At 60.2% G+C, this 13,080-nt stretch carries 14 protein-coding genes; 9 read left to right on the forward strand and 5 right to left on the reverse strand.

Annotated elements, in window-relative coordinates; translation table 11 throughout:
* Positions 1 to 40: 40 nt before the first annotated feature.
* Together WA302_RS16305 and uriH are read right to left on the reverse strand one after the other, a co-directional pair.
* Positions 41 to 1,723 carry a PglL family O-oligosaccharyltransferase gene (locus WA302_RS16305; RefSeq protein WP_325978525.1) on the reverse strand — a complete coding sequence of 561 codons (1,683 nt, stop codon included), beginning with the start codon at positions 1,721 to 1,723 and terminating at the stop codon, positions 41 to 43.
* A gap of 693 nt (positions 1,724 to 2,416) precedes the next feature.
* Positions 2,417 to 3,358, reverse strand: coding sequence for a uridine-preferring nucleoside hydrolase UriH (gene uriH, locus WA302_RS16310; protein ID WP_025304397.1), 942 nt, complete (start codon positions 3,356 to 3,358; stop codon positions 2,417 to 2,419).
* A gap of 207 nt (positions 3,359 to 3,565) precedes the next feature.
* Between uriH and WA302_RS16315 the strand changes: the two genes are divergently transcribed.
* On the forward strand, positions 3,566 to 3,841 hold the full coding sequence (locus WA302_RS16315; protein ID WP_025304396.1) for a zinc ribbon domain-containing protein: 276 nt from the start codon (positions 3,566 to 3,568) through the stop codon (positions 3,839 to 3,841).
* Positions 3,838 to 4,182: a hypothetical protein gene (locus WA302_RS16320; protein ID WP_089196292.1), complete on the forward strand. Its 345-nt coding sequence runs from the start codon at positions 3,838 to 3,840 to the stop codon at positions 4,180 to 4,182. The genes WA302_RS16315 and WA302_RS16320 overlap by 4 nt, the downstream gene beginning before the upstream one ends.
* On the opposite strand, the gene aaeR is transcribed toward WA302_RS16320, so the two are convergent.
* On the reverse strand, positions 4,173 to 5,084 hold the full coding sequence (aaeR, locus tag WA302_RS16325) for an HTH-type transcriptional activator AaeR (protein WP_025304394.1): 912 nt from the start codon (positions 5,082 to 5,084) through the stop codon (positions 4,173 to 4,175). The genes WA302_RS16320 and aaeR overlap by 10 nt on opposite strands.
* A gap of 314 nt (positions 5,085 to 5,398) precedes the next feature.
* On the opposite strand from aaeR, the gene aaeX reads away from it, so the two are divergent.
* The 5 genes from aaeX (at position 5,399) to WA302_RS16350 (ending at position 9,565) form a co-directional block, all read left to right on the forward strand.
* Entirely contained in the window at positions 5,399 to 5,602 is a 204-nt protein-coding gene (gene aaeX / locus WA302_RS16330) for a p-hydroxybenzoic acid efflux pump operon protein AaeX (RefSeq protein WP_004936952.1), read from the forward strand.
* 7 nt (positions 5,603 to 5,609) lie between these two features.
* Positions 5,610 to 6,545, forward strand: a complete 936-nt coding sequence (gene aaeA / locus WA302_RS16335) for a p-hydroxybenzoic acid efflux pump subunit AaeA (protein WP_033644462.1) — start codon at positions 5,610 to 5,612, stop codon at positions 6,543 to 6,545.
* Positions 6,545 to 8,512: a p-hydroxybenzoic acid efflux pump subunit AaeB gene (aaeB, locus tag WA302_RS16340; RefSeq protein WP_025304392.1), complete on the forward strand. Its 1,968-nt coding sequence runs from the start codon at positions 6,545 to 6,547 to the stop codon at positions 8,510 to 8,512. Before aaeA ends, aaeB begins: the two co-directional genes overlap by 1 nt.
* Before the next feature lie 280 nt (positions 8,513 to 8,792).
* Entirely contained in the window at positions 8,793 to 9,260 is a 468-nt protein-coding gene (locus WA302_RS16345) for a ribonuclease (protein WP_043141934.1), read from the forward strand.
* A gap of 5 nt (positions 9,261 to 9,265) precedes the next feature.
* Positions 9,266 to 9,565 carry a barstar family protein gene (locus WA302_RS16350; protein ID WP_004936963.1) on the forward strand — a complete coding sequence of 100 codons (300 nt, stop codon included), beginning with the start codon at positions 9,266 to 9,268 and terminating at the stop codon, positions 9,563 to 9,565.
* 30 nt (positions 9,566 to 9,595) lie between these two features.
* Here WA302_RS16350 and yjgA read toward each other — a convergent pair whose 3' ends face one another.
* Positions 9,596 to 10,144, reverse strand: coding sequence for a ribosome biogenesis factor YjgA (yjgA, locus tag WA302_RS16355; protein WP_004936968.1), 549 nt, complete (start codon positions 10,142 to 10,144; stop codon positions 9,596 to 9,598).
* Between the two features lie 179 nt (positions 10,145 to 10,323).
* Between yjgA and pmbA the strand changes: the two genes are divergently transcribed.
* Both pmbA and cybC read left to right on the forward strand, forming a co-directional pair.
* Entirely contained in the window at positions 10,324 to 11,664 is a 1,341-nt protein-coding gene (pmbA, locus tag WA302_RS16360) for a metalloprotease PmbA (protein ID WP_025304390.1), read from the forward strand.
* A 138-nt stretch (positions 11,665 to 11,802) separates the two neighbouring features.
* Positions 11,803 to 12,189, forward strand: a complete 387-nt coding sequence (cybC, locus tag WA302_RS16365) for a cytochrome b562 (protein WP_025304389.1) — start codon at positions 11,803 to 11,805, stop codon at positions 12,187 to 12,189.
* Between the two features lie 4 nt (positions 12,190 to 12,193).
* Here cybC and WA302_RS16370 read toward each other — a convergent pair whose 3' ends face one another.
* Entirely contained in the window at positions 12,194 to 12,976 is a 783-nt protein-coding gene (locus WA302_RS16370; RefSeq protein WP_025304388.1) for an AraC family transcriptional regulator, read from the reverse strand.
* Positions 12,977 to 13,080: the final 104 nt, after the last annotated feature.

The raw sequence follows: 13,080 nt of genomic DNA on the forward strand, positions 1-13,080 counted from the left end.
GCAATAAAATTGATTTCCGCCATTCCAACCTCTATAGGGTTTACCTAAACCGCGCATCCCGAGAAAACAGAAAAGCGGCTTCCCGCAGGCGAGCCTCGGCTTGTGCCTGATCCCCCTGATAGCGCAAGATCATGATCAGCGTGGCGTAGACGTTGGCGTCGATACGGCGCTGCAGATAGGCATTGGCCCACTGCCGATAGCCGGTCAACAGGGCATCATCGCGCGTTTGGTTATAGACCAGCAGCGCGTGAGATTGCTCGTCGAACGTTTTGCGCTCCCGATAGATCCAGGCGGCCGGCGGCGGCATCTGCTCGATGCTGTCGATGGTGGCCAGCATCGTGCGCTCCGATTGGGTGAGCGCCATGCGCCCTTGCCAGGCGAAGACCGCCATCACTAACACGCCGAGCGCCGCCATTGCTACAGGCAGACTCAGGGCTTTGGCTAACGGCAGCGGGCGTGGGGCGACGGTTTGGCCGTCCAACAGTGCCAGCAGCAGCAGAAACGCCAGCCAATGCGGCGCAGACAGATAGAAAGGGTATTCCAGTTGGGTGTGTATCAACATTGGCAGCAGCACCAGAAACAGCCCGACGCGCGCACCGGCCGGCGCTTCGCGATCCCGTTGCCAGGCGCGTTTCAGCAGCAGCGCGCCGGCGACGATGACGATAGCGATACCTGCCAGCGCCGGCAGGCCGCCCTCAACCCACCACAGCAGGATTTCATTGTGCGGATGCCCGGCGACTTCCAGCACTTCTCGCCAGGGCATTGTCTGCAGGCGGAAGTGCGCGAAGCTGTATTCAAAGCCGCCATAGCCCCAGCCCAGCAGCGGTTTGGCGAAAATCATGGCGACGGTGTCTTGCAGCATGGTCAGACGTGAATAATTAGAACCTTCGCGTGCGATGAGACCTGCGCGGCCATCCAGGCCAAAGCCGGTGAACAGCACCGTCAGACCGATCGCGGCGCCCAGCAGCAGCGCGCCACCCGCCCAGCGGCTTTCGAGCGTGCGGTGGCGGGCAAAGCGCCACAGCAGTAGCAGCGCCGCCAATGCGGCCCCCAACCAGGCGGCGCGCGACTGGATCAGCACCAGCAGGGCTGAGAAAGCGGCCAGCAGCGCGAGCAGCGGGATTTGCCGCCGCCGCGTTGGCGCAGAGAGGGGAGCCAGCAGCTGCCAGAGCGCCAAAGCCAACCCGGTGGCGATAAAGCTGCCCAGCACGTTCGGTTGCTGAAAGACGCCGTAGACCCGGCTGCCGTTAGGGGATACCCAAGCCAGCGCGGGGGCGAACAGTTGCAGAGCCGCCAGCAGTGCCTGAACGCCGACGGCGAACAGCAGACCGTACAGCAACAGGTTGCGCTGCCTGGGGGTTAGGCGCAGTTGCAGGCAGGCGACATAGAAAAGCCAACCACCGAGCAGACCGGCACAGCGCCACAGGGCGTCTTCGCGCCACTCGGAGCGAGTATACAGCAGCGGCAGCGCCAGCACGGCGATGCCGAGCAGCAACAGGCGTGCGGTGGGGGTCAGCGAAAGACGGGTGCGGCCAAGGCAAACGGTGAACGTCACTATCAGCGTGGTGAGCGCCATGACGGCCCAGGCCAGAATGTTTTGCGGCAGCGCCAGACCGTCGCCGCCCATATTGGGGTAATAAATCGGCAGGATCACCGTCATCCAGATCAGCAGCAGGGGCAGCACGGCGATGGTCGCTGCGTTAGCGGAAGATTTATCGGCCATGGTTAACCTGCCATGGCCTGATAGCGTTTATTGAATGCATGTTTTTATTATTCCCTTTCCTTTGTCCTGATATTGAAATGCGTGTAATGTTCAATTCGCAAATGTCTCACGGAAAATTTAAACCGTCTTTATGGTGAAGCGATAAATAATGTTTGCCCTGAGAATGCGCGAGGCTGTGTACCCAAAGAAAGGTTAAGCCGTATTTTTCACCCGCAAAAGGTATGTTTGTTGTTTGCAAAACAGACGCGTCATTTTCTCAAATCTATTGTGATTCAGTCAATTCATTATCTAACTCTTGTTTTTATCAATTGAAATCAAATGGTTGGTTGTGATTCCTGCGTGCGTGAATATCGTGGAGTATCCCGGCAATGGCCTATATTGGCAGGCCCTGTGAAGAATAAAAGAGGTACCTGCTTTTTTAATTGATGTCGTCAGTGTCGGCGTGACGGCGGAAATTTATCTCATCGTTTCTCATTGCTGATTTTAAAATTAAATATGATTTTCATTTTTTTATTTTTATTAGGATTCTTCTTGTCTTTATCTGTTTTTTTAAATTTTCATGAAATGATTTATTATTAGGATTGTTCTGCTGCATTGGAAATAAAAGCGGTTATGACTTGAGCCTCCCCGTTGCCGCGGCAGAATACAGACTAACGCGCCTGCCCAAGCGCGTTAGTCTCGTCTCTTGTGCGCTTACTCCACGTCGCCGATCCGTTCCAGCGCATCCACCACCAGATCCCAGAATTTATCCTGATCCAGTTTGACCGCGACCTGGGTGTGGCAGTCCGGCGGCGGCGGCGCGCGGAAGTCCGCGACCGTCATGCCCAACGTCAGGGTGCCGGTCAACTCGATATCCACCGGCGCTTTGCGCACCGACATGACGCTCGGATCGATCACATAGGCCACCGCGCAAGGATCGTGCACCGGCGGGGCACTGAAGCCCTGCGCCTGCCGGTACATACGGCCAAAGAATGCCAGCAGTTCGCCGACGAAGGCGGCCGGCCGGGTGCCGAGGGCGGCGATGCGTTCGCAGACTGCCGGCGTGGCCAAAGCCTGGTGAGTGAGATCCAGCCCGACCATGGTCAGCGGCCATTTTTCGTTAAATACAATGTGCGCCGCTTCGGGATCGATTTTGATATTGAACTCCGCCACCGCGCTCCAGTTGCCCACATGGTAGCCGCCGCCCATCAGCACCACTTCCTTGACCCGCTCGGCAATGCGCGGCTCTTTACGCACCGCCATGGCGATATTGGTCAGGCCGCCGGTAGGCACCAGCGTCACGCTGCCGGGCGGGTGGGCCATCACGGTCTCGATGATCAGATCCACCGCGTGGCGCGAGTCCAGCTGCAGGTGGGGTTCCGGCAGCACCGGGCCATCGAGGCCGGAATCGCCGTGAATGTCGGGCGCCACTTCGATATTGCGCACCAGCGGGCGCGGGCAGCCGGCGGCGAAGGGTACGCCGGTGATATTGGCGATGCGGGCCACCGCCAGCGCGTTGCGCGTCACTTTGTCCAGCGTTTGGTTACCCACCACGGTGGTGACCGCCAGTAGGTCGATCTGCGGATTGCCCCAGGCCAGCAACAGGGCGATGGCGTCGTCATGCCCCGGGTCACAGTCCAGTATGATTTTTTTCATGGTTATTCCTGATACAGGGAGAGGTTTCCGCAGCATAACGCAGCGCGGTGGCGTGGGATAATGCCGATGGTGCTTTTGTTAACGGCATCAAAGCCTTGCCACTTTTACGATGTAATGAAACGTAAATCCTTCTCGTCGGGCTTTACCCTGGAGTTTACTCCAGGGTTTACAGTGAGGTTCAGCGTCAATGCACAGAGGAGAGGCGGGATGAGCTTACTGAAACGGTTGTTGGGGCAAGGCGGTATTAACGGCGGTCATCTGCGTGCGAGCCACGGCGGTGGGCATCATGGCAACCGCTATAACCAGCATGGCGAGCCGGGGCCGCAGTGTCCGGAATGCCGGGCCGTGAATAAATCGGGCGCCCGTTATTGCCACCGCTGCGGTCAGCCGTTTGCCGCGGCGAGCGCCACCTGCGGACAGTGCGCCGCGCCGCTGCCGCCGGGGAGCCGCTTTTGTCCGCAGTGCGGCGGCGGTGTGCCGTGAACCGGGGTGGTTGGACACTCGCGCTGCTGCTGGGCGCCATGGTGCTGTGGACGCTGCTAGCCTGGGGCGTCGCCGGGGTGCTGGCCTGGCTCCCGGCGTTGGCGGAGGCAGCCGGGAAAGTATCGTTGCCGGTGAACGGTGCGCTGAACCTGGTGCCGCAGGCGGTGTTGGACGTCTGGCTACCGTGGCTGAAACAGCTGGCCAGCGGGCTGGCGAGCTATTTTCCTCTGCTGCTGACCTGGGCGGGCTACGCCGTCTGGCTGTTGTGGGGCCTCGGTATGTTGGCGCTGACGCTGCTGGGTGCGCTGGCGCACCGTTATTTGAGCACGGCTCAGCGATAGCCCTGATAGACTGCCGCGACGCGTTCGAAATAGTCGGTTAAATAATTGATGCACACCTGCACCTTCAGCGGCAATTTGTCCTTCTCGGTATAGAGCGCGTAGATCGGCCGCGGATCCGAATGGTAGCTTTTGAACAGGATCTCAATTTCGCCGCGTTTGATCTCTTCGATCACCCACATCAGCGGAGCGTAGGCGATGCCGGCGCCGTTTTTCAGCCAACGGATCATGGTGGAAGAGTCGTTGGTGACGAAGCGCCCCTGCGGGGAAATGCGCGTGGTGATGCCTTCCGGCGACATCAGTTCGAATTCGCTGTCGGGCCGCACGCTGTACTCCAGCCAGGAGAAGTTGACCATGTCGCTCGGCTTCTGCGGCGTGCCGTGTTGGCTCAGGTAGCTTTTGGCGGCGCACACCACCATCGGCATCTGCCCCAGGCGGCGGGAGAACAGGCTGGAGTCCTGCAGCGCCCCGGTGCGGATCACCAGATCCAGCCCGTCGGTGATCAGATCCGGCGCCGGAATGCCGGTCACCAGGTTGACCGTCAGACCCGGGTACTCTTTCATCATCTCGGCGGTCATGTTCGCCAGCACGTTTTGCGCCATGGTGGATGAGCTGCCGATGCGCAGCGTACCGGCGGGCGTATTGTTAAACGCGTACAGCTGCTCATGCACTTCGCTGACTTCCTGCAGCATGCGTCGGCAGCCCTGATAGTAGATTTTGCCGGCCTCAGTCAGGCCGATGCTGCGCGTGCTGCGGTTCAACAGCTTGACCTGCAGCTCATTTTCCAGTTTCGAGACGGTTTGGCTGATCGATGAAACGCTCATGCCGAGTTGGCGCGCGGCCGCGGTAAACGACCCGAACTCAACCACTTTGGCGAATACCGACATCCGTTTTAATCTTTCCATTATTCACTCTGGCTTAAAAGTGATTTAGATCACAGATTGTTGATGCCTTGATAGTAAGCAGGCTAATATAACGTGGTCGGGTGAATAGACCTTACCAACGTGCGAGAGCGATCGGCGACGTAATCCTGCCGCTCCTCCGGCACCCTCGCAATCCCTGTCGTGGACGTCTGCCCCAAAGTTTAACCTTTTTTCGGGTTCGTGACCTGGACAAGCTGTCTGGTCAAGATTTGTGGCGCGCGCACGCTAAAATGTAAAGAGAATGTGAATGGCGAGATGTGTCTTTCCCCGGCGCAGTGAACAATAAGGAAAAAGTGATGAGTTTGCTTCCGGTTATGGTCATCTTCGGACTGTCGTTTCCGCCGGTGTTTTTCGAGCTGCTGGTGTCGCTGGCGCTGTTTTTTCTCTTGCGCCGCCTGCTGCAGCCGACGGGGATTTACGATTTTGTCTGGCATCCGGCGCTGTTTAATACCGCGCTGTATTGCTGCTTGTTTTATCTGATTTCGTGTCTTTTTGTTTGAGGTCGCTGTGAAAAATTTTTCGATAAAAATAACCCGAATCGCGATCACTTTGATTCTTGTGCTGCTGGGCATTGCCGCGGTATTCAAGGCCTGGGTGTTCTACACCGAGTCTCCGTGGACGCGTGATGCCAAGTTCACCGCCGACGTGGTGGCGATCGCGCCGGACGTCAGCGGCCTGCTGACCGACGTGCCGGTGGTGGACAACCAGCTGGTGAAGAAAGGTCAGGTGCTGTTCGTGGTCGATCGGCCGCGTTATGAGCAGGCCTTGGCGGAAGCCGGCGCCGACGTCGCCTACTATCAGACGTTGGCGGCGGAGAAACGGCGTGAGGCCGGCCGCCGCGTGAAGTTGGGCGTGCAGGCGATGTCGCAGGAAGAGATTGACCAGTCGAACAACTCGCTGCAGACCGTGCAGCACCAGCTGGCGAAGGCCATTGCGGCGCGCGAGCTGGCGCAGCTGGATCTGGAGCGCACCACGGTGCGCGCCCCGGCCGATGGCTGGATCACCAACCTCAACGTACACGCCGGTGAATACATCACCCGTGGGTCGGTGGCGGTGGCGCTGGTGAAGAAAGATTCCTTCTACATCCTGGCGTACCTGGAAGAGACCAAGCTGAACGGCCTGAATAAGGGCGATCGCGCGGAGATCACTCCGCTCGGCAGTAACCGCATCATGCACGGCACCGTCGACAGCGTGGCGGCGGCGGTGAACAACAGCAGCAGCACGGTGAACAACAAAGGGTTGGCCTCGATCGACAGCAACCTGGAGTGGGTACGCCTGGCGCAGCGCGTGCCGGTGAAAATCCTGCTGGACGCCAAGGATCAACAGCATCCGTACCCGGCCGGCACCACTGCCACCGTGGTGATCGTTGGCAAAAACGATCGCAATGCCGACAGCGGCTCACCTTTTGTGCGCCTGATGCACCGGCTGCGTGAGTTCGGCTAATGAGCAGCCCAACCTTTATCCGGCTGAGATTCGCCTTCAAACTCAGCTTCGCGATTGTGTTTGCGCTGTTCGTCGGCTTCCATCTCAATCTGGAAACCCCGCGCTGGTCGGCGATGACCGCCGCCATCGTCGCCGCCGGCCCGGCCTTTGCCGCCGGCGGTGAACCCTTCTCCGGCGCCATCCGCCACCGCGGCTGGCTGCGTATCATCGGCACCTTTATCGGCTGCTTCGTCGGCCTGATCATTATCATCACCACCGCCCGCGCGCCGGTGGTGATGCTGCTGCTGTGCTGCATCTGGGCCGGTTTCTGCACCTGGCTTTCTTCACTCATCAAGGTGGAGAACTCCTATGCCTGGGGGCTGGCCGGATATACCGCGCTGATCATCATCGTGACGGTCGCTACCAGCGAGTCTCATCTGCTGGAAGCGCCGCAGTTCGCCATCGAGCGTTGCAGCGAGATCGTGCTGGGGATCGTCAGCGCCGTGTTGGCGGATCTGCTGTTCTCGCCGCGTTCGATCAAACAGGACATCGATCGGGCGGTGGATCAGCTGCTGGTGGCTCAATACCGCCTGATGCAGATGTGCATCAGCAACGCCGACAAAGAAGACATCGATCGCGCCTGGAGCAATCTGGTCAAGAGCACCACGGCCCTGGACGGCATGCGCAACAACCTGATGATGGAGTCCTCGCGCTGGCAGAAGGTCAATCGACGGGTGAAGGCGCTGCATACACTGTCGCTGACGCTGATCACCCAGGCCTGCGAAACCTATCTGATCTTGTTGAATCACCCGGAGGCACTGAAAGACAGCCTGCGGGAGCAACTGATGGTCCCGGCGGAAACCCCGCAGGAGATCCACAAGCGCATGAAGCTGTTGCGCCAGGTGCTGACCACGCATCGTTCCGAGGAAACGCTGCCGACCATCACCGGCTGGGTCGGCGCGGCGACGCGCTACCTGTTGCTGTCGAAAGGCGTGCACGCCAACTGCAGCATCAGCGCGGTGGAAGAAGGGGTGCTGAGCAACGAAACCGTGGTCAAACCGACCTCGGCGGAAGGGCATCACGCGATGATCAACGGCTTGCGTACCTTTGTGGCGACGGCCTTCGGCAGCCTGCTGTGGCTGTGGACCGGCTGGACGTCCGGCAGCGGTTTTATGGTGATCATCGCGGTGATCACCTCGCTGGCGATGCGCACCCCGGCGCCGCGCATGGTGGCGATGGATTTCGTGCTGGGCATGCTGGCGGCGATCCCGGTCGGTTCCCTGTTCTTCATGGTGATCCTGCCGGCGACCCAGCAGAGCATTTTGCTGCTGTGTCTCAGCCTCGGCCTGCTGGCGTTTTTCATCGGCATCGAGGTCCAGAAGCGGCGGCTCGGTTCGCTGGGGCTGCTGGCGGGGACCATCAACATTCTGGTGCTGAGCAACCCGATGGAGTTCAACGTGACCCAGTTTCTCGATGGGGCGCTGGGCCAGTTCCTCGGCAGCTGCGTTGGGCTGATGGTGCTGCTGCTGATCCGCGATAATTCGCGCGAACGCACCGGCCGCACGTTGCTCAACCAGTTCGTCAGCAGCGCGGTGTCGGCGCTGACCACCAAGGCGGCGCGCCGTCGGCAAAACCACCTGCCTGCGCTGTATCAGCAGCTTAATCAGCTGCTGATGATGTTCCCGAACGACATCGCCAAGTATCGTCTGGCGCTGAACCTGATCATCGCCCACCAGCGCATGCAGCGAGCGGAAATTCCGGCCAGCGAAGAGCTGTCGGCCTTCCACCGCCAGATCCGCAGCACCGCCGATCGGGTGGTCTCCGCCAAGAACGACGTCAAGCGCGCCTATTACTACGATCGCTTGCTGGGTGAGATGAATGAGTACCAGCAGAAGCTGGTGGACAATCAGGCGCCGCTCAGCGTCACCGGGCCCGTGAAACGCCTGGCCGATATGCTACATCGCTATCGTCACGCCTTGATCGATTGATGCGTTCCCTCCTGTTGCGCCGCGTTGTGCGGCGTCTTCCCTGACTATACTGAAAGCAGTGCCCGATCTGGCGGGCCGTCTCATAAGAGGCGGCCCGTTTTCAGAGAGACTCCGAGTGCCAGAACGGCTGGAAAGTGGCATCATTGTCATGAATGGATGAAACGCTTACCGCCGCGAAAATGTGACGTGCCGGTCATCTTAGTTTCATCCAGGTCGACTATATACCTAACTAGCCTGGGGGAGCTGCGGCGCCTTCGGCGGCATAATTTCAGGGAATGTCATGAACAAGCGGATTCTGTTGGCGATTGTCATCGCCGTGGTCATCGCCGTCTTCAGCGCGCTGCGCGGCAACGAGCACCGTGCGATCGACGGCAATCCGGCGAGGGTGCCGGCATCGGCGGGCCAGCAGCAGAGCATCGACCGGCTCACGCAGCAGCAAACGGTGGTGAGCTACCTGCAGCAGCATCAGCGGCTGCCGGACTATTACGTCACCAAGAAGCAGGCGCGCGAGCAGGGCTGGGATCCGCGTTCAGGCAACCTCTGTGCAGTATTGCCGGGCAAGGCGATTGGCGGCGATCGATTCTCTAACCGTGAAGGGCAACTGCCGAGCGCCGGCGGCCGGGTCTGGCGCGAAGCGGACATCAATTACCAGTGTGGCCGGCGCGGCGCCGATCGCCTGTTGTATTCGAGCGACGGTCTGATCTTCGTCACGCGCGACCATTACAAAAACTTCATTCGTGTGGAGTGAGTTTGATGGCAAAAGTAGAGTTTGATTTTGAGCAGATCCAGGACGTGCCAACCTTCTACCGCGATTTCGCGCACAAGTTTGCGCTGGACGAGGGGTTTGGCGCCAACCTCGACGCGCTGTGGGACGTGGTGACCGGCGATATCGGTCTGCCGGTGGAAATCGAGTTCACCCACCTCAATGCCCGCAGCAAGCGTCGTTTCGGCGCAATCATTCTGCTGTTTGAAGAAGCGGAAGAAGAGCTGGAAGGCAGCCTGCGCTTCAATATCCGCGAAAGCAGCGGCGAACCGGCGCATCACCGGGGATGAAACGGGTTCATCCCGGGACGGCGGCGGCGCTTAGTCAGCCGCTTCGGCCAGCTCGCGCAGGTATTGGAAGATCTGGCGGTAAGCCTTAGGCGGCTTGTTGGCGGCCTTCTCTTTCTGCGCGTTGCGCACCAGTGAACGCAGCTGTTGACGATCGGCTGCTGGATACAGATCCAGGATCGACGGAATGACGTCATCGCCCTCTTCCACCAGGCGGTCGCGCAGCGCTTCCAGCTTATGGAACAGCGAAACCTGCTGGTTGTGGCGGTTTTTCAGCTTGTCGAGCGCGGTCTGAATCGGCTCGATATCGCGGGCGCGCAGCATCTTGCCGATCAGCTGCAGCTGACGGCGACGGCCCTCTTTCTTGATCTTCTGCGCCAGCTCGATGGCGGCGCGCAAATCTTCATCCAACGGAATGCGATCCAGCGCGTTTTTGCCCAGATCGACCATTTCGGCCCCCAGGTCTTTCAGCGCTTCGGCATCACGTTTAATTTCACTTTTACTGACCCAGATAATCTCGTCATCGTCCTCGTTTTCATTCTCCGGGACATCGTCGAGCCAGTCTTCAGGCTGTTTGTTCATGGTAGGCTCCGTTAAAAAGAGGCTAATCCTAACAGGTTGCCGGCTTTATGCGAAATTCAACGCGGTTCCTGTTAGACTCAACGGCAGAGATCTCAGGATTTTTGCGCGCCGCTCCGCGTGCACAACTACGCCGCTCCGGCACTTTTCTCAACGATTTTCTGATTAATTATGGCAGATTGATGAAAGTAGTCACTCAAGTTGCAGAACAGCGCAAGGCGCTGGAACAGGCCGTTTCTCAGGCGCTGGAGCTGGCCCGCGCCGGTTCCGACGCGGCGGAAGTGGCGGTCACCAAATCGACCGGCATCAGCGTCAGCACCCGCTTCGGCGAGGTGGAAAACGTCGAGTTCAACAGCGATGGCGCGCTGGGCATCACCGTGTATCACCGCCAACGCAAAGGCAGCGCCTCTTCCACCGATCTCAGTCCGGACGCCATCGCCCGCACCGTACAGGCGGCGCTGGACATCGCGCGCTACACCTCTGAAGATCCCTGCGCCGGCCCGGCGGAGAAAGATCTGCTGGCGTTCGAGGCGCCGGATCTCGATCTGTTCCACCCGACCGAGCTGGACGCCGAGCGCGGCATCGAGCTGGCGGCGCGCGCCGAGCAGGCTTCGCTGGCGGCGGACAAACGCATTACCAATACCGAAGGCGGCAGCTTCAACAGCCACTACGGCATCAAGGTGTTCGGCAACAGCCACGGCATGCTGCAAAGCTACTGTTCCAGCCGCCACTCGCTGTCCAGCTGCGTCATTGCGGAGCAGGACGGCGATATGGAGCGGGATTACGCTTACACCATCGGCCGTGCGATGGGCGATCTGCACAGCCCCGAGTGGGTGGGGCAGGAGTGCGCCCGCCGCACGCTGGCACGTCTTGCGCCGCGCAAACTGTCGACCATGAAGGCGCCGGTGCTGTTCGCCTCCGAAGTGGCCACCGGGCTTTTCGGCCATCTGGTGGGCGCCATCAGTGGCAGCAGCGTCTACCGTAAATCCACTTTCCTGCTGGACTCGCTCGGCAAACAGATCCTGCCGGAATGGTTGACCGTCGAGGAGCATCCGCACCTGCTGAAAGGGCTGGCGTCAACGCCGTTCGACAGCGAGGGCGTACGCACCCAGCGGCGCGATATCATCAAGGACGGCGTGCTGCAGACCTGGTTGATGACCAGCTACTCGGCGCGCAAGCTGGGCCTGCACAGCACCGGCCATGCCGGCGGCATCCATAACTGGCGCATTGCCGGGCAGGGCGCGGACTTCGCCGGCATGTTGAAACAGCTTGGCACCGGCCTGGTGGTCACCGAGTTGATGGGCCAGGGCGTCAGCGGCGTCACCGGCGATTACTCGCGCGGCGCCGCCGGTTTCTGGGTGGAAAATGGCGAGATCCAGTACCCGGTCAGCGAGATCACCATTGCCGGCAACCTGAAAGACATGCTGCGCAACATCGTCAGCGTCGGCAGCGATATTGAAACCCGCAGCAATATCCAGTGCGGTTCGGTGCTGCTGCCGGAAATGAAGATCGCCGGTCAGTGATCCTCTGCGCGGCCGGCGCCCGCCGGTCGCGCGTTATCCCGTCTCAACCTTGCTTACAAATCTCCGGTTTCGGTTTTGCCCGGCCTTGCCTATGGTAACGGTGGGTTAATTAAAACAATAACTGGAAGGTGAGCAAACATGCAGAATACCCTGAAAGCGCTGGCGGCGTTGACGCTGCTGGCAGCCAGTTCGCTGGCGGTCGCTGCCGATCTGGGCGACGATATGGACACCCTGGCGGAAAACTATAAAACGGTGCTGAATACCGATTCCGCCGCTATCCTCACACAGAGCCTGCAAAACATGCGCGCCGCCGCGCAGGATGCCAAACAGGGCACTCCGCCGAAGCTGGAAGACAAAGCCGCCGACAGCCCGGAGATGAAAGATTTCCGCAGCGGGTTGGATACCCTGATCGGCCAGATCGATCAGGCGCTGGCCCTGGCCAATCAGGGCAAAGTCGCCGAAGCGAAGCAGCTGGCGCAGGGCTTCAAGCAAACCCGCGACGCCAACCACAAGAAATTCCGCTAATCCGTCAACCGTCGCGCCCGTCTTCCGTCAAATAGGAGGAGGGCGCCTGCCCGAGCACGCGGCGAAACATGGTTGAAAACGCCGCGCTGCTGTCATATCCCATTTCCATCGCCACCTGCGTTACGCTGCGCCCTTCGGCCAGCAGCGCCAACGCCAGTACCACGCAGGCGCGCTGGCGCCATTGCGAAAACGGCAGGCCGGTCTGCGCGCGAAAGAAGCGGCTGAAGGTGCGAATGCTCATGTACAGACGAGGCGCCCACCGCTGCGCGGAGTCGTGGGCGTCGGGGTGCTGCAAAAAGGCGCGGCACAGCTCGCCTAACCGAGGATCGGCGGGCAGCGGGATGTGCAACGGCAAGGGCTGCAGCCTGGCCAGCTCATGCAGCAGCAGTGTTGCCAGCGCTCCGTCGCGCCCCTCTTGTTCATACTCCAGCGGCATATCCACCGCCGCCATCAACAGCTGGCGCATCAGCGGAGTGACGCTGACCACCTGGCATACCTGCGGCCGTTCGGCGGGCAACGCGCCGGGTTCGAGGTATAGGCTGCGGGTGGTGACGCCGACCATCCTCACCGCGTGCGGCATCTGCGGCGGCAGCCATACCGCGTGCTGCGGCGGGACGACCCAATTGCCTTGCTGCGTGAAAACGTGCATGACGCCGGTGGCGCCGTACAGCAACTGCGCGCGCCGGTGGCTGTGCATCGGCAGCAGGTGTCCCGGCGGATAATCGGTGCCGATGGCGATCACCGCGCGCGTTACGTGGTCGATGTCATCAATGCGGACGTTGCGCATGTGTTTCCTTTGGCTGGCAGATTGGCCGAAACGCAATGATAGTTGGCCTTTCATATAAAGCAAGCCAGCGGTCGCCGCCCTACTATCGGGGCAGAAAAATAATG

The sequence above is a fragment of the Serratia sp. 201 genome (assembly GCF_037027545.1).
GTDB classification, from domain to species: Bacteria; Pseudomonadota; Gammaproteobacteria; order Enterobacterales; family Enterobacteriaceae; genus Serratia; species Serratia bockelmannii.